Origin of the sequence: Pseudomonas farsensis, assembly GCF_014268805.2 — a bacterium.
In the GTDB taxonomy this organism is placed as follows: domain Bacteria; phylum Pseudomonadota; class Gammaproteobacteria; order Pseudomonadales; family Pseudomonadaceae; genus Aquipseudomonas; species Aquipseudomonas farsensis.
Genome location: NZ_JABWRF020000004.1, coordinates 506895 through 529568, shown reverse-complemented (window position 1 = coordinate 529568; position 22674 = coordinate 506895). Strand labels below are relative to the sequence as shown.

Here is a 22674-nt window from a genome sequence, read left to right as displayed (position 1 = left end):
GCGCTGCACCGCTGTAAACGGCGCTCACCCCACTGTTTACGGGAAAAAAGTGTATTACAGGATATATTTCCGAATGAGAGCGCGTGGCGCGGCCAAAATTCCGTTGCACCTGTGGCGCCCCTCAACAGCGGCCAATCCAGCCTCAACCGTATGATTTTCCTGCGTATAATCGCGTTTTTTCCGACGTTGATCTACGCCCAATGAAAAGACTGTTGTATGCCGCATCGTTGTTCCTCAGCCTGGTGCCCTGTGCCTTTGCCACGCCCCCGGCCACTTTCACCGAAGCCAAGGTAGTCGCCAAGCAGAAGGTCTACCTCGACCAGGCCAGCAGCGCCCAGGGCGATTTGTACTGCGGCTGCAAATGGACGTGGGTCGGCAAGTCGGGCGGGCGTATCGATCCGGGCTCGTGCGGCCTTGAAGCGCGCAAGCAGCAGAACCGCGCCGAGCGCACTGAATGGGAACACATCGTCCCGGCCTGGACCTTCGGCCACCAGCGCCAGTGCTGGCAAAATGGCGGCCGTGAAGCCTGCGTCGACAAGGACCCGGTATTCCGCGCCATGGAAGCCGACCTGTTCAACCTCTACCCCGCCGTCGGCGAGGTCAACGGTGACCGCAGCAACTTCAACTACGGCATGGTCAGCGGCGTGCCTGCGCAATACGGGCAATGCCCGACCAAGGTCGACTTCGTGCAGAAAGCCGCGGAACCGCGCGACGCGGTGAAAGGCCTGGTAGCGCGCACCACGTTCTACATGTTCGATCGCTACCAGTTGAACATGTCGCGCCAGCAACAGCAGCTGCTGATGGCCTGGAACAAGCAGTACCCGGTCACCGAGTGGGAAAAGGTGCGCGACCGCCGTATCGCCGCGGTGATGGGGCACAGCAACCCGTTCGTCACCGGCGAGCGTAGCTGGACGCCGGGCTACAAGCCGGCAGGTGCCGCCAGCAGCGTGGCCAGCAACGCACCAAGCCCTGCCCCGGCCCCCGCTGCCGCCCAGGGCGCGGTGCTGGGCAACCGCAACAGCCACATCTACCACCTGGCCAACGGCTGCCCGGGCTACAACCAGGTGGCGGCAAAAAACCAGGTGCCGTTCGATTCCGAAGCCCAGGCCCTGGCTGCGGGCTACCGCAAGGCCGGCAACTGCCGATAATGGCCGGATGAACGAATCTTCATGTAGCCCGTATCGCCCTGATACCGGGCCCCATGCAGGCTCAGGCCGGCCTCGGCGTTGCCGGCAGGTTGAGCCCCGGCAAGGGCTTGGGTAGCATCCCCGGCCCTTGTCTGTGCGCGCAGGGAGCCGGCCGCTCCCGCGCCTGATCTCGCCGAGCTACCGATGCCGCAACCCATACCCCTCAAAGACCACCAGACCGAAAAAAGCCTAGTCAACCGCCGGTTGCTGGCCTGCGCCTTGCTGGTTCTGAGCCTGGTGACTGTGCTGGTAAGCCGGCTGTATGTATTGCAGGTGGTGCAGCACGACCAACAGTCGGCTGTGTCGGAAAACAACCGCGTGCATGTGCTGCCGATTCCGCCGGAACGCGGCCTGATCTACGACCGTAATGGCGTGGTACTGGCCGACAACAAGCCCAGCTTCAACCTGACCATGACCCGCGAGCGTGCCGGCAGCGCTGCCCAGGTGCTGGACAGCCTGACGCAGATTCTGGGCCTGTCCGAAGACGACCGCCTGCAATTCGACAAGGACCTGCGCCGCGCCCGCAAGCCATTCGAGCCGGTCACCCTGATGTTTGGCCTGAGCGAGGAGCAGATCGCCCTGCTGGCGGTCAACCAGTTCCGTCTGCCGGGGCTGGAAGTCGAGGCGCAGTTCATCCGCGAATACCCACTGGCAGAGCATTTCGCCCATTCGGTCGGCTATGTGGGGCGGATCAACGAAAAGGAAGCCAAGGTGCTCGACAGCACCGAATACCGCGGCACCCAGTCGATCGGCAAGACCGGTATCGAGCGTTTCTATGAAGCGCAGTTGCACGGCCATGTGGGCTATGAAGAAGTCGAAACCAACGCCCAGGGCCGGGTGATGCGCGTGCTGCGCCATCACGACCCGGTGCCGGGCAAGGATATCGTGCTGAGCCTGGACGCCCACCTGCAGCAGGCCGCCGAGAAAGCCCTGGGTGACAGGCGCGGCGCCGTGGTGGTGCTGGACCCGGCCAACGGCGACGTGCTGGCGATGGTCAGCAACCCCAGTTTCGACCCCAACCTGTTCGTCAAGGGCATCAGTTTCAAGCAATACGCAGCGCTGCGCGATTCGATCGACCGGCCGCTGTTCAACCGCGTGCTGCGCGGGCTGTACGCGCCGGGCTCGACGGTCAAGCCGGAAGTGGCCATCGCTGGGCTCGACAGCGGCGTGATCAACCCCGCCAGCCGAGTGTTCGACCCCGGCTACTACGAGCTGCCCAACTACGACCACAAATACCGCAACTGGAACCACAGCGGCGATGGCTGGGTAGACATGTACACCGCCATCATGCGTTCCAACGACACCTACTTCTATGACCTCGCGCATAAGCTCGGTATCGACCGCCTGCATGACTACATGGCCGAGTTCGGCCTGGGCCAGAAGGTCTCGCTGGACATGTTCGAGGAAGCCGCCGGGCTGATGCCATCACAGGCCTGGAAGCGCGCCACGCGGCGCCAGGCGTGGTTCCCGGGCGAAACGCTGATCCTCGGCATTGGCCAAGGCTACATGCAGGTCACCCCGCTGCAACTGGCCCAGGCCACCAGCCTGCTGGCCAGCAAGGGCGCCTGGCACAGGCCACACCTGGCGATGACCATTGGCGGCGAGCAGCCGCAGGACCCCAACCCGATGCCGGACATCGTGCTGCACGACAAACGGGCATGGGACCAAGTCAGCCAGGGCATGCAGATGGTCATGCACGACCCGCGCGGCATTGCCCGCGCCGCAGCCGCCGGCGCGCAGTACCGCATTGCCGGCAAGAGCGGCACCGCGCAGGTGGTGGCGATCAAGCAGGGCGAGCGCTACAACCGCAACAAGACCCTGGAGCGGCACCGTGACAACGCGCTGTTCGTCGGCTTCGCCCCGGCTGATCATCCGGCCATGGTGGTGGCGGTGATGATCGAAAACGGCGAGGCCGGCGGTCGTGTCGCCGGCCCCGTGGTGCGCGAAATCATGGATGCCTACCTGCTCGATGACCAAGGCCACCTCAAAGGGCAATATGCCGCCACCCCGGCCACGCACCAGGTGCCGCACAGCTGAGGGCAGCTAGCCCGCCTCTGCTTCGGCGTCTTCCTCGCGCCTGTGCGCCCATTGGTACAACGCCGGCAACACCAAAAGCGTCAGCGCCGTGGACGACAGGATGCCGCCGATCACCACGGTCGCCAGGGGCCGTTGCACCTCGGCGCCGGTGCCGGTCGCAAGGGCCATGGGGATGAAGCCCAAGGATGCCACCAACGCGGTCATCAGCACCGGGCGCAAGCGGGTCAAGGCGCCCTCTTCTACCGCAGCGCGCAGGCCGCGGCCTTCTTCGCGCAGGTTGCGTATGAAGGCGATCATCACCAGGCCGTTGAGCACGGCAACCCCAGACAGCGCGATAAAGCCCACCCCAGCCGAAATCGACAGCGGGATGTCGCGTAGCCACAGCGCCAATACGCCACCGGTGAGGGCGAACGGAATAGCGGTGAACACCAACAGGCCATCCTTGAGGTTGTTGAACATCAGCAGCAGCAGCGCCATGACCAACAGCAACGACACCGGCACCACCACCTGCAAGCGCTCGGCCGCCGATTGCAGTTGCTCGAACTGGCCACCCCAGCGGGTCCAGTAACCCGGCGGAATCGGCACCTGGTCGATCAGCGCCTGCGACGCTTGCTGCACGAACGAACCGAGGTCACGGCCACGCACGTTGGCGCTGACCACCACCACGCGCTTGCCGTCCTCACGGCTGACCTGGTTGGGGCCAAGCTCCAGATTCAGTGTCGCCACCTGGCCCAGCGCAATGAAGCCGATCTGCCCGGCGCCGTTGGCAGTATTGGCCGGTACTGGAATCAGCAGACTGGACAGCCCGTCGACATCGGTGCGCAGCGGTTCGGCCAGGCGCACCACCATGTCGAAACGGCGGTCGCCTTCATACAGCGTGCCAGCGGTGCGCCCGCCAACGGCGATGGCGATGGCGTCCTGCACATCACCCACGTTCAAGCCATACCGGGCGGCCTTGTCGCGGTCAATGTCGATGGTCAGCACCGGCAGGCCGGTGGTTTGCTCGACCTTGACCTCCGAGGCGCCCGGTACTTGCTGCAGGCGCGCGGCGATCTGTGCCGCGGTGCGGTTGAGCACGGCCATGTCGTCACCGAAGACCTTCACCGCGACATCGCTGCGCACCCCGGAAATCAGCTCGTTGAAGCGCAACTGGATCGGCTGCGACAGCTCGTAGTTGCTGCCCGGCACGCCGGCTGCGGCGCGTTGCACTTCGGCGATCAGCGCCTCACGAGGTTTGTCTGGGTCTGGCCAGTGCTTACGCTCCTTGAGCATTACATAGGCATCGGAGATATTCGGCGGCATCGGGTCGGAGGCGATTTCAGCCGTGCCGGTACGCGCGAACACCCGCTCGACCTCTGGCACCTGCTCAATGATGGCTTGTTCGAGGCGCTGCTGCATGTCCACCGACTGCGACAAGCTGGTGCCGGGTACGCGCAGTGCCTGCAAGGCAAAGTCGCCCTCGCTGAGGCTTGGGATGAACTCGCTGCCCATGCGGCTGCCCAGCACACCCGACAGCACCACCACGGTGGCCGCAGCGGCAAATGCCAGGTTGCGCCGGCCCAGCACCCACTCAAGCACCGGTGCATAGCGACGGCGCGCGGTGCGCATCACCACGCCCTCTTCTTCCTTGACCTTGCCGGTCACGAACAGCGCCAGCGCCGCCGGCACGAACGTCACCGACAGAATCATCGCGCCCAGCAGCGCCAGCACCACAGTGAAGGCCATGGGGTGGAACATCTTGCCCTCGACCCCGGTGAGGGCAAAGATCGGCAGGTACACCACCATGATGATCAACTGCCCGTAGATCAGCGGCCGGCGCGCCTCGCGGGCGGCGGCGAACACTTCATGGAAGCGCTCGCTGCGGGTCAGCATGCGGCCATGGCGTTGCTGGGCGTGGGCCAAGCGGCGGATGGCGTTCTCGACGATCACCACGGCACCGTCGACGATGATGCCGAAGTCCAGCGCGCCCAGGCTCATCAGGTTGGCGCTGACCTTGTTGCTGAACATGCCGGTGAAGGTGAACAGCATCGATAGCGGGATGACCATGGCGGTAATCAGCGCCGCACGGATATTGCCCAGGAACAGGAACAATACGGCAATAACCAGAATCGCGCCTTCGATGAGGTTCTTCTTCACCGTGCCGATGGCTTTTTCGACCAGGTTGGTGCGGTCGTAGACGGTAACGGCGACAACGCCCTTGGGCAGGCTGCGGTTGATCTCTTCAAGCTTGGCCGCCACGGCCTGGGACACGCTGCGGCTGTTTTCACCGATCAGCATGAATACCGTACCCAGCACCACTTCGCGGCCGTTTTCGGTCGCAGCGCCTGAGCGCATCTCCTGGCCAAGGCCGACCTGCGCGACATGGCTGACGCGGATCGGCGCACCCTCGACGCTGGCAATGACAATGTTGGCGATATCGTCAGCCGAGGCCACCTGCCCTGGCGCACGGATCAGCAACTGTTCGCCGTTGCGTTCGATGTAACCGGCACCGACGTTGGCGTTGTTGCGCTCGAGCGCCCCGACAAGGTCGTTGAGAGTCAGCTTGTAGGCGGCAAGGCGCTTGGGGTCGGGCGCGATCAGGTACTGCTTGGCATGGCCGCCGATACTGTTGACCTCAGCCACACCCGGCACGTTGCGTAATTGCGGTTTGATGATCCAGTCCTGGATCACCCGCAGGTCGGTGGCGCTGTAGGCGGTGCCATCGTCTTTCAGGGCACCGTCCTGGGCCTCGACGGTCCACAGGGAGATCTCGCCCAGGCCTGTAGAGATTGGCCCCATGGCCGCTTCAATGCCCTCGGGCAGTTGCTCGCGGGCCACTTGCAGGCGCTCGTTGACCAACTGCCGGGCGAAGAAGATATCGACGCTGTCATCGAAAATCACCGTCACCTGCGACAGCCCCGAGCGCGACAGCGAACGGGTCTGCTTGAGGTCAGGCAGGCCAGCCATGGCGGTTTCGATGGCATAGGTGATGCGCTGCTCGGTCTCCAGGGGCGAGTAGCCGGGCGCTGCGGTATTGATCTGTACCTGCACGTTGGTGATGTCGGGGACCGCATCGATGGGCAGTTTCTGGTAGCTGTGGATACCCACGGCGGCCATCAGCACCACGGCGAGCATGACCACCAGGCGTTGCTCGATGGCAAACTGGATCAGGCGTTCGAACATGTCAGGCGTTCCCGTCAGTGGCTGTGTTCAGCCGAGCCTTTGCCCAGCTCGGACTTGAGGATGAAGCTGCCGGCGCCGGCAACCACGCTGCCAGCGCCCAGGCCCTGGCTGATTTCCACCTGCCCGGCGTCACGCCGGCCGGTCTGTACAGGGCGGGCCTGGAAGCCTTCTTCGGTGCGGGCGAATACCACGGTCTGCTCTTCCCAGGTTTGCAGCGCGCTTTCGGGCACTACTACGGCGGCATCGAAGCGCTCGACGGTGACTGCGATATTGACGAAAAGGCCGGGGCGCCAGGCGCCATTGGGGTTGGCCAAGGTTGCACGCACAGTGGCGGCACGGTTCTGCTCGCCCAGCAGGCTGCCGACGTAATTGACCTTGCCTTGCACCTGGGCGTTGAGGTCAGGGGCGCTGACGGTGACATCGCGGCCACTGACCACCTTGTCGAGGTCGCGGGGGGCCACGGCAAAAGTCGCCCAGACCCGGCTCAGGTCAGACAGGGTGAAGGCGTTGCTGGTCTCACTCACCACCTCACCCAGGCTCAGGTGCTTTTCAACCACCACGGCATCGAAAGGTGCACGCAGCTCGAAACGGTTGCCCTGGCCAGCCGGGGCCACGGCGGCGACCTTCTGCCGGGCATTGGCGGCGGCAATTTCGGCCTCCTGCAAGCCTTGGCGCGCTTGCAGGTAGTCCTGTTCGGCGCTGATGCGCTCCTGCCACAGTTGCTTTTCACGCTCGAAGGTCAACCGCGCCAACTCCAGGCGCCGCTGGGCGGCCTGTTGCTCGCTGCGCAGGTCGGAAATCTGCTGGCTGGCAATCACTGCCAGCACCTGGCCACGCTTGACCGCCTGGCCAAGCTCGGCGTGCACCGATTCGACCACGCCAGGGACGCGGGGCACGACGTGGGCCGTGCGGTCCTCATCGAAGCGGATCTCGCCCGGAAAACTGATCGCGCTGCCGAGCGCCTGGGGGCCGGCGGTAACCAATTGCACCCCGGCGGCTTTGATCTGCTCGCCGCTCAGGTGCACTTGGCCTTCTTCGTCTTCGTGGCCTTCGGCTTTTTCTTCATCGTGGCCATGGCTTTCTTCGCCGTGGCCCTCCTCGCCATGATCATCGTGCTGGGCACTGCTGCGGGCCTCGCCGACAGTGCCGGTCCAGGCCAGGCCGCCAAGGCCAAGGGTTGCCAGGGCTGCGGCGAGGATCGCAAGTTTGCGGGGGGTGGTCATGGGGGCTCCTGCAGGAAAGTCGTCGGGGGCTGGGTAGCGGCTCAGAGTTCGCCGTAAATGCGTTCAACCTGGGCGCGGGCGTCGCTGGCCTGGGCCAGGGCGTCCAGGTACAGCCCGCGTGCCTCGATCAAGGTGCGCTGGGCGTCGAGCACGTCGAGGAAGGCGAACTTGCCCATCTCGAAGCCACGGGTGGCGGTGTCCACGGCTTGCTGCGCCGAGGGCAGGATGGTGCGGTCATAGGCCTGCACGTCCTGCATGGCGCTGGCCCATTGCTCGGCGGCACTGCGGGTTTCACTGTGCAGGCGCAACGAGACGGCCGTGTACAGGTCGCGAGCCTGGTCGGCACGGCGGGCAGCAGCCAGCACATTGCCCTGGTTGCGGTCGAACAACGGCAGCGGCATCGACAAACCAACCACGTTGACCCGCTCGCGGTCCTCGCGGCTGTACTGGCTGCCAACGCTGACGGTGAGATTGGGGATGCGCTGCGCGCGGGCCGAACCCAGGCTGGCATCGCCCTGTTCGATCTGCGCGGCGGCCAGGCGCCAGTCGGCGCTTTGTTCGACCCGCGCCAGCAGTTGCTCGACACGCGGCGCCGGGCCCGGCGACAGGCTGGCGGCATCGAGTTGCTCGACGCGGCTTTCAGTGTTGCCGGTCAACCGCGCCAACGTCTGCCAGGCCACGCTGCGTCCGCTTTGGGCACGGCGCACCGCGGCTTGGGCCTGGGCCAGTTGCACCTGCGCGCGGGTGGCCTCGACCGGTGACGACTGGCCCGCCTTGACCCGCCCTTCAGCTACCCGCACACCGCGCTCGGTCAGGGCCTGGGATTGCTGCGCCAGCTCCAGTGCAGTCTGCGCGCGCAACGCGCCGTGGTAGGCCTGGATCACCTCTGCGCGCAGCGCGTTTCGCTGGCGCTCCAGTTGCAGTTGGGCAATCGACTGGCCAGCTTGGGCAAGCTCTACGCGCGCACCGCGCTTGCCGCCGAGCTCCAGCGCCTGGCTGAGCATGACGGTGGTGGTGCTGGTACTGCGCCGGGTGTCCTCGAGCTCCCAGGACAGTTCTGGGTTCGGCAGCAGCCCGGCCTGTCGGCGCTCGCCCTCGGCGATGCCGATTTCGCGGCCCACAGCGGCCAGTTCCGGGTTCTGCGCGTAAGCGGCGTCGAGCGCCTGGGCCAGGCTCAGCGTTTCGGCGCCAGCGTTGCCTGCCAGCAGCAGGCACAGCAAGGCGATCTTGCGGGGGATGGGCACGGCGAAAGTCCTCGTCGACAAACAGCTCAAAGCGTTGGCGAGGGACTCTAGGCAGGCGCGGTTATCGAGGTGGTGGCAGTGAAATTACAATTCTGTAATGCAGCACCCAGGCGAACAATGGCGGGGATGGTTCGATAATCGCCCAATATCCTGACGCAAGGATTTGACGAAACTAACCGGATGGTACAAAACTCGGGTCAACCAAAAACAACAAAGCGATACACCGCCATGACACCCCGAATTCTCGTGCTCAACGGCCCCAACCTGAACCTGTTGGGTACCCGTGAACCCGCCCAGTACGGCCACGAAACCCTCGCCGACCTCGCCCGCCTGTGCGCCGACATCGCCCAAGCGCAGGGCTTGCAGTTGGAGTTTCGCCAGACCAACCACGAAGGCGAGCTGCTCGACTGGATCCACGGCGCCCGTGGCCGCTGCCATGGCATCGTGATCAACCCTGCGGCCTGGACCCACACCTCTGTGGCCATTCGCGATGCACTGGTCGCGGCGGAGCTGCCGGTAATCGAAGTGCACCTGTCCAACGTGCACAAGCGCGAACCGTTCCGCCACGTATCGTTCGTCTCCAGCATTGCGGTGGGGGTGATCTGCGGGCTTGGCAGCCAAGGGTATCGCATGGCCCTGAACTGGTTCGCCGAACACCTCAAGGTGGGCCAGGCATGAATACTCCAGGCATTCTCGCAGGCCTGATCGGTCGCGGCATCCAGGCCTCGCGCACCCCTGCCCTGCATGAACATGAGGGTGACGCCCAGAGGCTGCGTTATCTGTACAGGCTGATCGACGCCGACCAACTGGGGGTCGATGACAGCGCCCTGGCGCAATTGCTGGACGCCGCCGAGCAGACCGGTTTTACCGGGCTGAACATCACCTTCCCGTTCAAACAGGCGATCCTGCCGCTGCTCGACGAGCTGTCGGAAGAAGCCCGTGGCATTGGCGCGGTCAACACCGTGGTGCTGCGCGATGGCAAGCGGGTAGGCCACAACACTGACTGCCTGGGCTTTGCCGAGGGCTTGCGCAGGGGCTTGCCGGGGGTGAGCAAACACCTTGTGGTGCAGCTTGGCGCCGGCGGTGCCGGCTCTGCGGTGGCCCATGCGCTGCTGGCGGACGGGGTTGAGCACTTGGTGTTGTTCGAGGTGGATCAGGCCCGCGGCCAGGCCTTGGTAGAAAACCTGGCGCAACGTTTCGGCGCAGGTCGCGCGTCGCTGGGCACTGATCTGGCTAATGTACTGGCCGAGGCCGACGGGCTGGTCAACACCACGCCCGTGGGCATGGCCAAGCTGCCGGGCATGCCGCTGCCAGCTAACCTGTTGCATGCGCGGTTGTGGGTGGCAGAGATTATCTATTTCCCGTTGGAGACAGAATTGCTGCGCCGGGCCCGGGCGTTGGGCTGCAAGACCCTGGATGGGGGGACCATGGCGGTGTTTCAGGCGGTCAAGGCATTCGAGCTGTTCAGCGGGCGACAGGCCGATGCCGAGCGGATGCAGGCGCATTTTGCGAGTTTTGCGTGAGATAGGGTGCAGCGCGTGGGGTGGGCGGGTCGGGCTGCTGGCCTCATCGCAGGCTAGCGCCAGCTCCCACAGGGCCGGTGCACAGCTGCAATATTGAGGCCTGGCACAGATTTCTGTAGGAGATCACCCAGCCCTTCCGGGCTGCGCTGTCGCGCAGAGAACTGGGCACCGTGGGAGCGGGCTTGCCCCGCGATGCGATGTTGGCAGTGCTATTGCTATCGCGGGGCAAGCCCGCTCCCACGTTATCCATGTAAATCAGATAGTTAGCGTTTGTTCCATGAGAGCTGGCGACAGCCTGCGATGAGGCCAGAACAGGGTTGTACAAAACCCACAAACACCGCGCCAGCCCGTGATAGCGATGTTTGACGGGTGCTCTACCAACCTCACAAACTCACGTTCAACGCCTGGCGCAGGGGCTCCCCGCGCGCATCATCCGCCCCACTGACCAGGGCAAAATTGTAGTCCCCATGGGACCAATACCGCGCCTCCAACTGCCCATCGGTGCGCTGCCCAGTGGGCATGCGCTCAAAGTGCTGCCCCGGCGAGCGCAGGAACACACTGATGCGCAACCCCTCGCGGTCCTCGAACACCAACAAGGCAGCAGGCCCCGCTTCATTGCTCAGCAACCGTGCCCCCACCGGCTGCAAGCCATAGCCGCTCAAATCAGGCAACCGCCCCACACGATTGAAATGCTGACCCAACCACGCCTGCAACCGCGCCGGGTCGTTGGCCTGGATGTCCAGCGCGCGGGTGTCGGCAAACAACCGGTGGGCCTGTACCGCATCGGCCATCGGCAACTCGCGTGCGGCCAAGGTAACCTCCCGCGCCTGCCAGCCCCCCAGCCCGCCCAGCCCGACCGCCAAGAGCAGCAGCGCCGCACTGGCCAGCCGGCGCTGGCGACGCTGACGCAAACGCCTGCGCAACGGCGCAAGTTCAAGCCCGGGGTCCACGGGTTCCTCGGCCAACCCCGCCAATGCTGCGCGCAGGCGCCGGGCATCGGCGCTCCAGGCAGCCAGGCGCGCCGCTTCCTGCGGGTTGGCCGCAAGCCAGGCCTGGACCTGGGCCCGGCGCGCAGCCGGCAAACGGTCGTCGACGAAGGCGTGAAGTTCGTCTTCAGTGGGGATCAGCTGGGTCATTTGAGTCTCCGCAAGGCCGGTGGCGCGGGGTTGCCTTCTGTCAGGTCACGCAGGGCGGCGCGCGCGCGCGACAGGCGTGACATCACTGTGCCGATGGGGATGCCGAGGGTCTCGGCGGCTTCCTTGTAGCTCAGGCCTTCGACGCTGACCAGCAACAGCAACGCACGCTGTTCGGTGGACAGCCGCGCAAACGCCTGCAAGTCAACCTGGGCCAGCACGATGCTCTCGACGTTATCGCCGATCGGCTCCTCGGCCTGGCTACGGCCAAACAGGCTGAGCCAGCGTGCGTGCAGGCGCTCGCGGCGTTTGCCGTCCAGGTAGAGCCGATACAGGATGGTGAACAGCCACGGGCGCAGGCCGTCTTCGCTGTGCTGCTGACGCCAACGGCTCAACGCCCGCTCGACCGTGGCCTGCACCAGGTCGTCGGCGCTGCCGGGGTCGCGGCACAGCCACAAGGCGAAGCGGCGCAGCCGCTGCAGCAGCTCACGCCAATGGTGGTCGTCCAGATCATGCATGTTCAGGCCCCGGTGGGCAGTCAGTGTAAAGGCACAGACGCACCGGCAGGCAATCTATTCCATGGCGGTGGAATAAACCCATTGCCCACCCGTCGTACTGGCTCACAACCCGCATGATGGATGACCTGATGAACGCTCCCCTGAACGGCTCCGCCAAGGCCCTGCGCCTGGCCGCCATCGCTGCCGCCGTTGCGGCGCTGGGCGCAGGCTTTGCCTATGCCGCTGGCTGGGTCGGCGCCAGCAAGCTTACCCCGCAGCGCATCATCGACACCTTCGAGGCCCAGGCCGGGCACCACCCCGGCTATCGCAAGAACCACGCCAAAGGCCTGTGTGTGAGCGGCTACTTTGAAAGCAGTGGCCAGGCTGCAGCGCTTTCCAGCGCGCGGGTGTTCAGCCAGAAGAAGGTGCCCGTGTTTGGCCGTTTCGCCATCGGCGGCGCCAACCCCTTCGCCCCCGATACCGCCGTGCCGGTACGCAGCCTGGCGCTGCAACTGAGCAGCGACGATGGCCAAGTGTGGCGCACCGGCATGAACAACCCTCCGGTACTGGCCGTCAGCACCCCCGAGGCGTTCTACGCGCAAGTGCTGGCCGCCACGCCAGACCCGGCCACCGGCAAACCCGACCCAGCCAGGCTGCAAGCGTTTTTTGCAGCCCACCCTGAAAGTGCGGCGTTTCGCCAATGGGCCGCGGCTTACAAACCCAGCGACAGCTTTGCCAGCACCGCCTACAACAGCATCAACGCCTTCCGCCTGATCGACGCCAACGGCCAGGCCCAGCCAGTGCGCTGGACGCTGGAGCCGCAAACCCCGTTCACTGCCCTGCCCGCCCAGGTGGACGACAAGCTGCTGCTTCAGCACGACCTCAAGCAGCGCCTGGCACAAGGCCCACTGCGCTGGACATTGCGCCTGACCCTGGCCGAGCCCGGCGATGCTGTGGACGACCCCGCCAGCCCGTGGCCGGCCGAACGGCGCAGCGTCAATGCCGGCACCCTGGTGCTCGAACAGGTCGACGGGCCCGAACAAGGCGCCTGCCGCGACCTGAATTTCGACCCACTGATTCTGCCCCACGGCATCGAACCCTCCGCCGACCCCATCCTCGCGGCGCGTTCGGCGGCCTATTCGGTGTCGTTCAACCGGCGCAGTGCCGAAACCCTGCAACAAGGAGCCAAGCCATGAGTGTTACCGCCTTCCACCCCCTGGCCCGGCTGCTGCACTGGCTAATGGCGCTGCTGATCCTGGCGATGCTGTTCATCGGTGTGAGCATGGTCGGCGACCTGTCCACCCGCCACCCGCTGCTGGTGGAACTGCACAAGGCCACAGGGCTAGCCCTGCTGGTACTGGTGGTGCTGCGCATTGCGCTGCGCCTGAGCCTTGCCCACCCGCCACTGCCGCGCACCCTGCCGCCCTTGCAGCGCCTGGCCGCAGGCGCCTCGCACGTGCTTTTGTATCTGCTGATGCTGGCTATGCCGCTGCTCGGTTGGGCGATGCTGTCGGCAGGTGGCTACCCGCGCCCGTTGCAGCTACCGGTCATTGCGCCGCACGACCTGCAGCTGTACGCGATCTTGCGCCAGGCCCATGGCTGGGCCGGCTACGTGCTGTTCGCCACGGTCCTGCTGCACCTGGCCGCCGCGCTGATGCATGCGCTGGTGCACCGCGACGGGGTGTTACGCAGCATGTGGCCCGGCCCGCTGGGCCGCCGCAGCTGACCACTGCGCGCCCTGACGTACAGCGCGCGATAAGGGAGGCAGAGTGTGTTTTAATGCGTCGCCCATTATTTTTGACACCTCTGCAAACAAGGCGGCTATGGACACGGGGACACGACTCAAACTGGTGCGTGAACGCAACAACCTCTCGCAACGTGAACTGGCCCGCCGCAGCGGCCTGACCAACTCGACGATCTCGCAGATCGAACAGAACCGTGTCAGCCCGTCGGTCAGCTCGCTGAAAAAACTGCTCGAAGGCATCCCCATGTCGCTGGCAGAGTTTTTCAGTTTCGACGAGCCCGTGCGCGAAGAACGTTTTGTATTCCGTGGCCCCGAGCAGCCCGACCTTGGCCGTAACGGCCTGCGTATGTTGCTGGTCGGCGCCAGCGTCGAAGGCCGGCAAATGCGCATGCTGCGCGAGCTGTATGCGCCGGGCGCGGACTCCGGCGAACCTATCGTGCATGCCGTGGGCGAAGAATGTGGCCTGGTCACCCGTGGCACCATGGAGCTGTGGGTCGACGGCCAGGTGAGCATCCTCAACGCAGGTGACGGTTATTACATCCCCACCACCCTGCCGCACACCTTCAAGAACATCGGCCCCGACGAGGCCGAGATCATCAGCGCCAACACTCCGGCGAACTTCTGATCACTGCATAATCGGAAGCCGCGAGGCTGGCAGCGCTGGAGATTCCATGGTTTTGTACAACTCTGTTTTCGCCAGGCATATCTCCTTGTGGCGAGCGGGCTTGCCCCGCGTTGGGCTGCGCAGCAGCCCCTGGGATTTTCAGGGCTGCTGCGCAGCCCAACGCGGGACAAGCCCGCTCGCCACAGCTCTCTATCGTTTCTCACAGGATTGGGTCCCACCAGCAATATTGCGGTTGAGCACCGCCTCTGTGGGAGCTGGCGCTAGCCTGCGATGAGGCCGGTAGCGGGTTGCACATAATCGACGTGGGCTTGCTTGGAATGCCAAACCACCCAGACTGATAGCACCGCCTACGCCGGTATCGCGGGCCTCAGCCCAAGGCCTGCTCGACGAAGTCCAGACGGTCCTGGCCGAAGAACATCTGCTCGCCGACAAAACACGTCGGCGCACCGAATACCCCCTTCCCTACCGCCTCCTGGGTTGCCAGCTTCAATGCTTCCTTGACCTGTGGCTCAGCCGCCAGTGCCTGGAAATCCAGCGCATCAAACCCGCCCTCGCCAAGGGTCTGCGCCAGCACTGCTGGCTCAGAGAGGTTGCGCTGGCGCACCCAAAGGCCCTCGAACAGCAACGTTAGCAACGCCTCGAACCGCTCGGGTGCATGCAGTTGCGTGCCAATCACCCCGCGCATCAGGTTGAGCGTATTGATCGGAAAACCCGCCGGCATGCCGAAGCCGACGCCGTAGCGCTCGGCGAAGCGCTTGAGGTCGGTGAACATATAGCGCCCCTTGGCCGGCACCATCGCTGGCGAAGCATTGCCGGTGGCCTGGAACACACCGCCAAGCAATATCGGCCGATAGCTCAAATGCGCGCCGTTACGGGCACACAGCGCAGGCAATTGGGTCCAGGCCAGGTAACTGGCGGGGCTCCCCAGGTCGAAGTAGAACGCTACGGTCTTGCTCATGGTGGTGGTCCTTGCACAGGTAAGGTTGCCGGTAACAGGTAACAAGCGCGGCTCACCACTGCTCCATCCAGGGCCGCAGGTCCAGCTCGAATGTCCACGCATCGCGCGGCTGGCTGTGCAGGTACCAATAGCTGTCAGCGATGTGCACAGGGTCAAGGATGCCGTCCTGGCCCTTGAGCGCGTAGCGTTCGGGGAAGCTGTCACGAATGAATGCCGTATCGATGGCGCCGTCCACCACCACATGGGCCACATGAATGTTCCGCGGGCCGAGTTCACGGGCCATGCTCTGGGCCAATGCGCGCAACGCGTGCTTGGCCCCGGCAAAGGCGGCGAAGCCTGACGCACCCCGGGTAGCGGCGGTGGCACCGGTGAACAGTAGCGTGCCGCGCTCGCGCGGGACCATGCGCCGGGCCACGGCCTGCGCCGTCAGAAAACCGGCAAAGCAGGCCATTTCCCAGATTTTGAAATACTTGCGTGGGGTCTCATCAAGAATGCTGCAGGGCACATTGGCGCCGATATTGAACACGAACGCCTCGATCGGGCCGATATCGCGCTCGATGGTCTCGACCAGCTCGGCCACCTCATGCTCGTTGCGTGCATCCGAGCCAAAGCCGTGTGCCTGGCCACCGGCGGCGCGAATCTGGTCCAGCAAAGGCTGTAGTTTGTCGGCCTGGCGGCGTGTCACACAAGCGATGTAACCCTCGCGGGCAAAGCGCTTGGCAATCTCACCGCCGGTAGCATCGCCCGCCCCCACCACCAGCACCACTTTCGCTTGGTCTGCCATGCAACGCTCCATTGGTGAATTATCGTTTAGTAAACGAACGCTATGCTACGATCACGCCTTGGTCAAGCCAGGTGCTGTCATGCGCTACTCCACCGAACACAAGCAACAAACCCGCGACAAGCTGCTGGCCAGCAGTGGCGCGCTGGCCAAGCGCGGCGGCTTTGCCAGTACCGGGGTGGCCGGCCTGATGAAGGCTATCGGTCTTACCGGCGGCGCGTTCTACAACCACTTCCCATCCAAGGACGACCTGTTTACCGAAGTGGTGCGCCGCGAACTGTGCAACAGCCCTCTGGCGCAGGGCACGGTTGACCGCAAGCGGCTGAAACGGCTGCTTGATCAATACCTTTCGATGGCCCACTTGCATAACCCCGAAGGCGGATGCCCGCTGCCGCCGTTGGGTGTCGAAATTGCCCGGGCCGAACGCCCGGTGCGCGAAGAAGCCGAGCACTGGCTGGTGCAATTGCACGACGCCTGGAGCCTGACCTTGGGCGATACGCAACAGGCCTGGGCGCTGATCAGCCAATGTGTCGGGGCGCTGGTGGTCGGCCGCATGCTGGCCAGCGAGCCGCTACAGGCACAGGTGCTGCAAGCCAGCCGCAACCAGGTGCACAAGGCCCTCGATGAAACGGAGTAGCCAAGCTTGACGCATACGTCAAGCTGGCCTTAGGTTAGCCCCACCAGCCCTTCGAGCCACACCATGAGCAGCCAGACCTACAGCATCTCCGACTTGTCCCGTGAACTGGACATCACCACCCGGGCCATCCGTTTTTACGAAGAGCAAGGGCTGCTCAGCCCCGAGCGTCGTGGCATGGAGCGCATCTATTCGGCGCGGGACAAGGTCACCTTGAAGCTCATTCTGCGCGGCAAGCGCATCGGTTTCTCGCTGGCCGAGTGCCGCGAACTGATCGAGCTGTACGACCCCAGCGGCGGCAATCAGAAGCAGCTCAACAGCATGCTCGGCAAGATCGCTGAACGCCGTGCCCAGCTTGAGCAGCAGATGCTCGATATCCAGCAGATGCACCTTGAGCTCGATACCGCCCAGGAGCGCTGCGAACAGGCACTGGCTGCCACCCTCGATACCCGCCCTGATCACCGTTGATCCGCTACAGGAACCCCGCCATGTCATTGCCCCGCAAAGTGCGCCTGGTCGAAGTTGGCCCGCGCGACGGCCTGCAGAACGAAGCCCAGCCCATCAGTGTTACCGACAAGGTACAACTGGTGAACGACCTCACCGACGCCGGGCTCGGCTACATCGAGGTGGGCAGTTTCGTTTCGCCCAAGTGGGTGCCACAAATGGCGGGTTCTGCCGAAGTATTCGCCGGCATCGAGCAGCGCGCAGGTGTTACCTATGCGGCGCTCGCCCCCAACCTGCGCGGCTTCGAGGATGCCCTGGCGGCCGGGGTCAAGGAAGTGGCGGTGTTCGCAGCCGCCACTGAGGCGTTCTCCCAGCGCAACATCAACTGCTCGGTCAGCGAAAGCCTCACGCGTTTCGAGCCCATCATGCAGGCCGCGCAACAGCATGGGGTGCGGGTGCGCGGCTACGTATCGTGCGTGTTGGGCTGCCCGTACGAGGGGCGCGTCAGCGCTGAGCAAGTGGCCCCGGTAGCCCGCGCGCTGCACGACATGGGCTGCTATGAGGTGTCGCTGGGCGACACCCTCGGCACCGGCACCGCCGGTGATACCCGACGGCTATTCGAGGTGGTGGCCCAGCAGGTGCCACGCGAGCAGTTGGCCGGGCACTTCCACGACACCTACGGCCAGGCGCTGGCCAATGTCTACGCGAGCCTGCTCGAAGGCATCGCCGTGTTCGACAGCTCCGTGGCGGGCCTGGGCGGCTGCCCGTACGCCCAGGGCGCTACCGGCAACATTGCCACTGAAGATGTGCTGTACATGCTGCAAGGGCTGGGGATTGAAACCGGCATAGACCTGGACAAGCTGATCGCCGCCGGCCTGCGCATCAGTGCAGTACTGGGCCGCGCCACTGGCTCGCGGGTCGCACGGGCGGGCAGCGCGGGTTGAGTCACACGAATGTCACACAGGTGTGGGTGAAGTGTTACCTCGCCCACACCTGGCGAGAGAAAATCGGGTAACAGGGAAACAAATCGACAAAATTTCGGGTGATCAACTTTCGATCAAAATAGATAAGTCATTGTTTTTAAAAGGATTTATAAAGTTGGCACGGCACCTGCTATATCTCTTGCACAACAAAAACAAAAAAACAGCGACACCCAATAAAAACAAGACGAAACGGTTCTGACATAACAAGAACAACACGGCAGAAGCGTAGCTAGCAGATTTTTTTGAAGTAGACGTGCTTTTCAGGGTGAGCTGCCTGGCAGTCAAACCCGCGACCGGACACAGGACAATAAAACTACCGGCAAGGTAGCGGCAGTCAAGGTCGGATCCACTGGATAAATGCAGGTCAGCGCTCAAAAAAATATGTTTGCTCTTGGCCCCGGTTGGGGGCCCTGCGGTACCGAGGCGATGGCTGACAAAAACAACAAAAGGCCGGTCTCAATAATAAAAAAAGAGCAGGCAACAACTTTGAGGGGAGCTTAGGCTCCCCTCAGTGCTTCCTGGCCTTCGTAAAACGCCACCTCCCGCCGCATCAGCGCTCACCGCCCTCTTCTTCGCGGCGTTTTTCCTCGTTGTCCGCTTCAACCTTCTCCACAAGCTTTGGCATGGTGCCCAGCACCAGTAGCGCCAACACGGTGCTGATCAGCGCTGTAGCCTCACGCCCCATGCCCGCCGCCGTGCCGATGGCCGCGGTCATCCATAGCCCGGCAGCAGTGGTCAGGCCTTTGACATGGCTGGTGTCGCGGCCATTACCCTTGAGAATGGTGCCAGCGCCCAAAAAGCCGATGCCAGCGACGATGCCCTGAATCACCCGGCTAAGCGCCTGTTCATCGGCCCCGGCCATGCTCGGCGCCAGCACGAACAGGGCCGCCCCCAGCGATACCAGCATGTGGGTGCGTACCCCGGCAGACTTGCCTTTGCTCTCGCGTTCAAAGCCCAGTACCGCACCCAGCACCGCTGCCATCAGCAGGCGCACCAGCACGCGGGTCACTTCGCGTTCATCGGTGATATCGGCAAACTCGGCCTGGATCGCCGAAACCACGGTTGCCCATAGTGTTTCCAATTGACTGTTCTCCTTTAACCGCTGAAGCCTCTTACAACACCGACCACAGCCTGCGGCGCGGGTGCCATCGGCACCACCGAGCGGTTCGATGCAACAACCCTCTCCACGCTGCGGTCGCAATCTGTAACTGTCACCGCTGGAGGATTGCGCCATGCCTGTTGAAGTTGATGCCCAAACCCGCCACTGCACCCTGATCGGCGACCACATTCGCCTGGAAGGCACCGGCCCTGAGGTCGAGATCGTGACCGATGAGCAACTGCGCATGTCGGTGGCGATTCTGGCTGGGGAACGCATTCCGATTACCGAAGCCGAGGCCGATGCGCTGACTGTTGCAGGTGCGGTAGATAGCCGCAGGCATCTGAAGACCACCTCGCCAGGCTCGATAATCTAAGGGCTGCGTCTATACAGGGGTTAATCTGATCCGGTTTTTATCGCCTTAGCTGAGTCTGTGCTGCAAACAGTTCGGCGGCCATAGTGCCCAAGCCTGATCCAGGCCTGATGAGCGATGAACCATGAGCGACCGTATCCCTTTCCGTGTGATCGAGATTGCCCCCGCCGCCGCCGACAAGAGCAAAAGCCAGCCAGGCGGCGGCATTCATACCCGAAGCTTCACCGGCTTCTACCGCAACCTGCGCATAAGCTTCGCAGGTGCCCTGTTTGCGCTGTTCTTCGGCACTGCCTGGCTGCAGTGGAATGGCCGCCAGGCCGTGCTATGGGACTTGGCCGAGAGCAAATTCCATATTTTCGGCGCGACGTTCTGGCCACAGGATTTCATCCTGCTGTCGGCGCTGCTGATCATCGCAGCGTTCGGCCTGTTCGCCATTACCGTCTTCGCCGGGAGGGTGTGGTGCGGCTACAGCTGCCCGCAAAGCACCTGGACCTGGCTGTACATGTGGTGCGAAAAGGTCTGCGAAGGCGACCGCAACCAGCGCATCAAGCTGGCTGCCGCACCCTGGAGCCTGTCCAAGCTGGCCCGGCGCAGCCTCAAGCACACGCTGTGGCTGGCCATCGGGCTACTGACCGGGCTGACCTTTGTCGGCTACTTCACCCCCATCCGCCCACTGGCGCTGGAGCTGCTCACCTTCGAGCTGGGCGGCGTGGCGTTGTTCTGGGTGCTGTTCTTCACCGCCGCTACCTACATCAACGCAGGCTGGTTGCGTGAAGCGGTGTGCATGCACATGTGCCCGTACGCACGTTTTCAGGCGGTGATGTTCGACAAGGACACCCTGGCGGTGGCCTATGACCCAAGCCGTGGCGAAGCCCGCGGGCCGCGCAAGAAAGGCAGCGACCCGCGCCAGCAAGGCTTGGGCGACTGCATCGACTGCACCCTGTGCGTGCAGGTTTGCCCTACTGGCATCGACATTCGCGAAGGCCTGCAAATGGCCTGCATCGGCTGCGCGGCCTGCATTGATGCCTGCGACGAAGTCATGGACAAGATGGGCTACGCCCGCGGCCTGGTCGGCTACAAGTCCGAGCACAACCTGCAAGGCGGTACCACCCAGTGGCTGCGCCCGCGCCTGTTGGGCTACGCCACCGCGCTGGTGGTGATGATCGGCGCGCTCATTCTGGCCCTGCAATGGCGCCCAATGGTGTCGATGGACGTGATCAAGGACCGCGGCCTGTTCCGCGAAAACGCCCAGGGGCAGATCGAGAACATCTACCTGCTCAAGATCATCAACAAGACCAACGAACCTCAGCAGTACAACCTGCGCCTGACGGATGCCGAGGGCTTCGAGCTGCACGGTCGCACCACCTTCACCCTGGCCGCAGGCGAAATGAGCGAGCAGGCCGTGTCGGTAGCACTGCTTGCCGACCGCCCCACCAGCAGCTCGCAACCACTGACGTTCGAACTTCAGGACAGCGACCAACCCGGCATCCGCACCACAGCGCAAAGCCGCTTCGTTGCGCCGATGAATCGCTGAGCCGGTACACTGGGATGACCTTGCCTGTGCAGAACAACATGAAACGCTACGAACGCTTTGCCGACGACATCGCCGAACTGATCCGCACCGGGGTGCTCGGCCCCGGGGAGCGGGTGCCGTCGGTGCGCTACGCCAGCCAGACCCACGGGGTCAGCCCGTCCACGGTGTTCCAGGCTTATTACCTGCTGGAGCGGCGCGGGCTGATCCGAGCCCGGCCGCGTTCGGGCTACTTCGTCAACGCCCACACCCCGCGCCCGTTCAGCGAGCCTGAAGTGCAGGTGCCGGCGGGCGAGTCCACCGATGTCGATGTCAGCGGGCTGGTGTTTTCGATCCTCGACTCGATCAAGGACCCGCACACCGTGCCCTTCGGCTCGGCCTTCCCCAGCCCCATGCTGTTCCCGCTGCAGCGCCTGGCCCGTTCGCTGGCCAGCGCCAGCCGGGCCATGGACCCTCGGGTAGTGGTGACCGACCTGTCGCCTGGCAACCCGCAACTGCGCCGGCAAATTGCCCTGCGCTACATGGTTGGCGGCCTGATGCTGCCCATGGAAGAGCTGTTGATCACCAACGGCGCCCTGGAAGCCTTGAACTTGTGCTTGCAGGCAGTGACCCAACCGGGCGATCTGGTGGCCATTGAGGCGCCGGCCTTCTACGCCTGTTTGCAGATACTGGAGCGGCTCAAGCTCAAGGCGGTGGAAATTCCGGTGCACCCGCGCGAAGGCATGGACCTGGCAGTGCTTGCACAAACCCTCGACAAACACCCGGTCAAGGCCGTGTGGTGCATGACCAACTTCCAGAACCCGGTTGGCGCGAGCATGCCGGAGGCGAAGAAACAACAACTGGTGGAATTGCTCAAGCGCCACCAAGTGCCGCTGATCGAAGACGACGTGTACGCCGAGCTGTATTACTCGCAGCAGGCGCCGAAACCGGCCAAGGCCTTCGACACCGAAGGGCTGGTGATGCACTGCGGCTCGTTCGCCAAGAGCCTGGCACCGGGCTACCGCATCGGCTGGGTGGCGGCTGGGCGCTTTGCGCAGAAAATCGAACGGCTCAAGCTGATGACCTCGCTGTGTGCATCGATGCCAGCACAAGCGGCGATTGCCGACTACCTGCAGCATGGCGGCTACGACCGCCACCTGCGCCGCTTGCGCTATGCGCTGGAGGGCCAGCAGGCCAACATGCTTGCCGCCATTACCCGGCACTTCCCGGCGCAAACCCGTGTCAGCCAACCTTCGGGCGGCTACTTCCTGTGGCTGGAACTGCCCGAACAGATGGACGCGTTGAAGCTGTTCCATATGGCTTCGGCACAAGGTATCAGCATTGCACCGGGGCCCATCTTCTCGCCGACCCGGCGTTTCGGTAACTGTATTCGCCTCAATTACGGCAGCCCTTGGGGCGACGCCGCAGAACAGGCCATGGCGACCCTGGGCACTATCATCAGATCTTTCTGAGCGGGGCCGTGCGCGAGGTCTGGCAAATAGCTATAGTTGGCCTCACCA

The 22674-nt window shown here is 64.0% G+C and carries 21 protein-coding genes; 13 read left to right on the top strand and 8 right to left on the bottom strand.

Features of this window, described 5'->3' with window-relative positions; translation table 11 throughout:
- The first annotated feature begins 200 nt into the window (after positions 1-200).
- Positions 201-1148: an endonuclease gene (locus HU719_RS22025; protein ID WP_186536932.1), complete on the top strand. Its 948-nt coding sequence runs from the start codon at positions 201-203 to the stop codon at positions 1146-1148.
- A 183-nt stretch (positions 1149-1331) separates the two neighbouring features.
- Complete coding sequence (gene mrdA, locus HU719_RS22020) at positions 1332-3224, top strand: penicillin-binding protein 2 (RefSeq protein WP_186536933.1); 1893 nt, start codon at positions 1332-1334, stop codon at positions 3222-3224.
- A 6-nt stretch (positions 3225-3230) separates the two neighbouring features.
- Here mrdA and HU719_RS22015 read toward each other — a convergent pair whose 3' ends face one another.
- Genes HU719_RS22015 through HU719_RS22005 form a run of 3 tightly spaced genes read right to left on the bottom strand, consistent with a single transcriptional unit; the run spans position 3231 to position 8853 of the window.
- Positions 3231-6386, bottom strand: a complete 3156-nt coding sequence (locus HU719_RS22015; protein WP_186536934.1) for a CusA/CzcA family heavy metal efflux RND transporter — start codon at positions 6384-6386, stop codon at positions 3231-3233.
- Between the two features lie 14 nt (positions 6387-6400).
- On the bottom strand, positions 6401-7609 hold the full coding sequence (locus tag HU719_RS22010; RefSeq protein WP_186536935.1) for an efflux RND transporter periplasmic adaptor subunit: 1209 nt from the start codon (positions 7607-7609) through the stop codon (positions 6401-6403).
- 41 nt (positions 7610-7650) lie between these two features.
- Positions 7651-8853: a TolC family protein gene (locus tag HU719_RS22005; protein WP_186536936.1), complete on the bottom strand. Its 1203-nt coding sequence runs from the start codon at positions 8851-8853 to the stop codon at positions 7651-7653.
- A 228-nt stretch (positions 8854-9081) separates the two neighbouring features.
- Between HU719_RS22005 and aroQ the strand changes: the two genes are divergently transcribed.
- Both aroQ and HU719_RS21995 read left to right on the top strand, forming a co-directional pair.
- Positions 9082-9531: a type II 3-dehydroquinate dehydratase gene (aroQ, locus tag HU719_RS22000; protein ID WP_186536937.1), complete on the top strand. Its 450-nt coding sequence runs from the start codon at positions 9082-9084 to the stop codon at positions 9529-9531.
- A complete protein-coding gene (locus HU719_RS21995; protein WP_186536938.1) occupies positions 9528-10376 on the top strand; it encodes a shikimate dehydrogenase in 849 nt (282 codons plus the stop codon). The genes aroQ and HU719_RS21995 overlap by 4 nt, the downstream gene beginning before the upstream one ends.
- A gap of 383 nt (positions 10377-10759) precedes the next feature.
- Here HU719_RS21995 and HU719_RS21990 read toward each other — a convergent pair whose 3' ends face one another.
- Together HU719_RS21990 and HU719_RS21985 are read right to left on the bottom strand one after the other, a co-directional pair.
- Positions 10760-11512 (bottom strand): anti-sigma factor family protein, encoded by a 753-nt coding sequence (locus HU719_RS21990; protein WP_186534569.1) that lies wholly within the window; start codon positions 11510-11512, stop codon positions 10760-10762.
- Positions 11509-12027: a sigma-70 family RNA polymerase sigma factor gene (locus HU719_RS21985; protein WP_186516448.1), complete on the bottom strand. Its 519-nt coding sequence runs from the start codon at positions 12025-12027 to the stop codon at positions 11509-11511. Before HU719_RS21985 ends, HU719_RS21990 begins: the two co-directional genes overlap by 4 nt.
- A 128-nt stretch (positions 12028-12155) precedes the next feature.
- On the opposite strand from HU719_RS21985, the gene HU719_RS21980 reads away from it, so the two are divergent.
- The 3 genes from HU719_RS21980 to HU719_RS21970 all read left to right on the top strand — a co-directional run bounded on the left by HU719_RS21980 (position 12156) and on the right by HU719_RS21970 (position 14375).
- On the top strand, positions 12156-13202 hold the full coding sequence (locus tag HU719_RS21980; RefSeq protein ID WP_186534568.1) for a catalase family peroxidase: 1047 nt from the start codon (positions 12156-12158) through the stop codon (positions 13200-13202).
- On the top strand, positions 13199-13732 hold the full coding sequence (locus tag HU719_RS21975; protein ID WP_186534567.1) for a cytochrome b: 534 nt from the start codon (positions 13199-13201) through the stop codon (positions 13730-13732). Before HU719_RS21980 ends, HU719_RS21975 begins: the two co-directional genes overlap by 4 nt.
- 97 nt (positions 13733-13829) lie before the next feature.
- Positions 13830-14375: a cupin domain-containing protein gene (locus HU719_RS21970; protein ID WP_186516454.1), complete on the top strand. Its 546-nt coding sequence runs from the start codon at positions 13830-13832 to the stop codon at positions 14373-14375.
- A 367-nt stretch (positions 14376-14742) separates the two neighbouring features.
- Here the strand turns inward: HU719_RS21970 and HU719_RS21965 are convergent, their stop codons facing one another.
- The gene (locus tag HU719_RS21965) at positions 14743-15333 is read right to left on the bottom strand and encodes a 2-hydroxychromene-2-carboxylate isomerase (protein ID WP_186534566.1); all 591 of its coding nucleotides are present in this window, start codon (positions 15331-15333) and stop codon (positions 14743-14745) included.
- 52 nt (positions 15334-15385) lie between these two features.
- Entirely contained in the window at positions 15386-16117 is a 732-nt protein-coding gene (locus tag HU719_RS21960) for an SDR family oxidoreductase (protein WP_186534565.1), read from the bottom strand.
- A 79-nt stretch (positions 16118-16196) separates the two neighbouring features.
- On the opposite strand from HU719_RS21960, the gene HU719_RS21955 reads away from it, so the two are divergent.
- From HU719_RS21955 to HU719_RS21945, 3 genes are all read left to right on the top strand, one after another.
- A complete protein-coding gene (locus tag HU719_RS21955) occupies positions 16197-16751 on the top strand; it encodes a TetR/AcrR family transcriptional regulator (protein ID WP_186534564.1) in 555 nt (184 codons plus the stop codon).
- 63 nt (positions 16752-16814) lie between these two features.
- Positions 16815-17216, top strand: coding sequence for a MerR family transcriptional regulator (locus HU719_RS21950; RefSeq protein WP_186516463.1), 402 nt, complete (start codon positions 16815-16817; stop codon positions 17214-17216).
- 20 nt (positions 17217-17236) lie between these two features.
- Positions 17237-18136: a hydroxymethylglutaryl-CoA lyase gene (locus HU719_RS21945; RefSeq protein WP_186534563.1), complete on the top strand. Its 900-nt coding sequence runs from the start codon at positions 17237-17239 to the stop codon at positions 18134-18136.
- A gap of 589 nt (positions 18137-18725) precedes the next feature.
- Here HU719_RS21945 and HU719_RS21940 read toward each other — a convergent pair.
- On the bottom strand, positions 18726-19256 hold the full coding sequence (locus tag HU719_RS21940) for an MgtC/SapB family protein (protein WP_189659735.1): 531 nt from the start codon (positions 19254-19256) through the stop codon (positions 18726-18728).
- A gap of 151 nt (positions 19257-19407) precedes the next feature.
- On the opposite strand from HU719_RS21940, the gene HU719_RS21935 reads away from it, so the two are divergent.
- The 3 genes from HU719_RS21935 to mapR all read left to right on the top strand — a co-directional run bounded on the left by HU719_RS21935 (position 19408) and on the right by mapR (position 22626).
- A complete protein-coding gene (locus HU719_RS21935; protein WP_186516467.1) occupies positions 19408-19647 on the top strand; it encodes a DUF3203 family protein in 240 nt (79 codons plus the stop codon).
- A gap of 121 nt (positions 19648-19768) precedes the next feature.
- Complete coding sequence (gene ccoG / locus HU719_RS21930; protein WP_186516472.1) at positions 19769-21178, top strand: cytochrome c oxidase accessory protein CcoG; 1410 nt, start codon at positions 19769-19771, stop codon at positions 21176-21178.
- 38 nt (positions 21179-21216) lie between these two features.
- On the top strand, positions 21217-22626 hold the full coding sequence (mapR, locus tag HU719_RS21925) for a GntR family transcriptional regulator MpaR (RefSeq protein ID WP_186516474.1): 1410 nt from the start codon (positions 21217-21219) through the stop codon (positions 22624-22626).
- The last annotated feature ends 48 nt before the right edge of the window (positions 22627-22674 follow it).

Coding starts and splice junctions, on each gene's coding strand:
- HU719_RS21975 (WP_186534567.1), top strand. CDS start 13,199: ATGAGTGTTACCGCCTTCCACCCCCTGGCCCGGCTGCTGCACTGGCTA.
- HU719_RS21950 (WP_186516463.1), top strand. CDS start 16,815: ATGAGCAGCCAGACCTACAGCATCTCCGACTTGTCCCGTGAACTGGAC.
- mrdA (WP_186536933.1), top strand. CDS start 1,332: ATGCCGCAACCCATACCCCTCAAAGACCACCAGACCGAAAAAAGCCTA.
- HU719_RS21965 (WP_186534566.1), bottom strand. CDS start 15,333: ATGAGCAAGACCGTAGCGTTCTACTTCGACCTGGGGAGCCCCGCCAGT.
- HU719_RS21985 (WP_186516448.1), bottom strand. CDS start 12,027: ATGCATGATCTGGACGACCACCATTGGCGTGAGCTGCTGCAGCGGCTG.
- HU719_RS22025 (WP_186536932.1), top strand. CDS start 201: ATGAAAAGACTGTTGTATGCCGCATCGTTGTTCCTCAGCCTGGTGCCC.
- HU719_RS21935 (WP_186516467.1), top strand. CDS start 19,408: ATGCCTGTTGAAGTTGATGCCCAAACCCGCCACTGCACCCTGATCGGC.
- HU719_RS21990 (WP_186534569.1), bottom strand. CDS start 11,512: ATGACCCAGCTGATCCCCACTGAAGACGAACTTCACGCCTTCGTCGAC.
- HU719_RS21945 (WP_186534563.1), top strand. CDS start 17,237: ATGTCATTGCCCCGCAAAGTGCGCCTGGTCGAAGTTGGCCCGCGCGAC.
- HU719_RS21960 (WP_186534565.1), bottom strand. CDS start 16,117: ATGGCAGACCAAGCGAAAGTGGTGCTGGTGGTGGGGGCGGGCGATGCT.
- HU719_RS21970 (WP_186516454.1), top strand. CDS start 13,830: ATGGACACGGGGACACGACTCAAACTGGTGCGTGAACGCAACAACCTC.
- HU719_RS22015 (WP_186536934.1), bottom strand. CDS start 6,386: ATGTTCGAACGCCTGATCCAGTTTGCCATCGAGCAACGCCTGGTGGTC.
- HU719_RS22010 (WP_186536935.1), bottom strand. CDS start 7,609: ATGACCACCCCCCGCAAACTTGCGATCCTCGCCGCAGCCCTGGCAACC.
- HU719_RS21980 (WP_186534568.1), top strand. CDS start 12,156: ATGAACGCTCCCCTGAACGGCTCCGCCAAGGCCCTGCGCCTGGCCGCC.
- mapR (WP_186516474.1), top strand. CDS start 21,217: ATGAAACGCTACGAACGCTTTGCCGACGACATCGCCGAACTGATCCGC.
- ccoG (WP_186516472.1), top strand. CDS start 19,769: ATGAGCGACCGTATCCCTTTCCGTGTGATCGAGATTGCCCCCGCCGCC.
- HU719_RS21995 (WP_186536938.1), top strand. CDS start 9,528: ATGAATACTCCAGGCATTCTCGCAGGCCTGATCGGTCGCGGCATCCAG.
- aroQ (WP_186536937.1), top strand. CDS start 9,082: ATGACACCCCGAATTCTCGTGCTCAACGGCCCCAACCTGAACCTGTTG.
- HU719_RS21955 (WP_186534564.1), top strand. CDS start 16,197: ATGCGCTACTCCACCGAACACAAGCAACAAACCCGCGACAAGCTGCTG.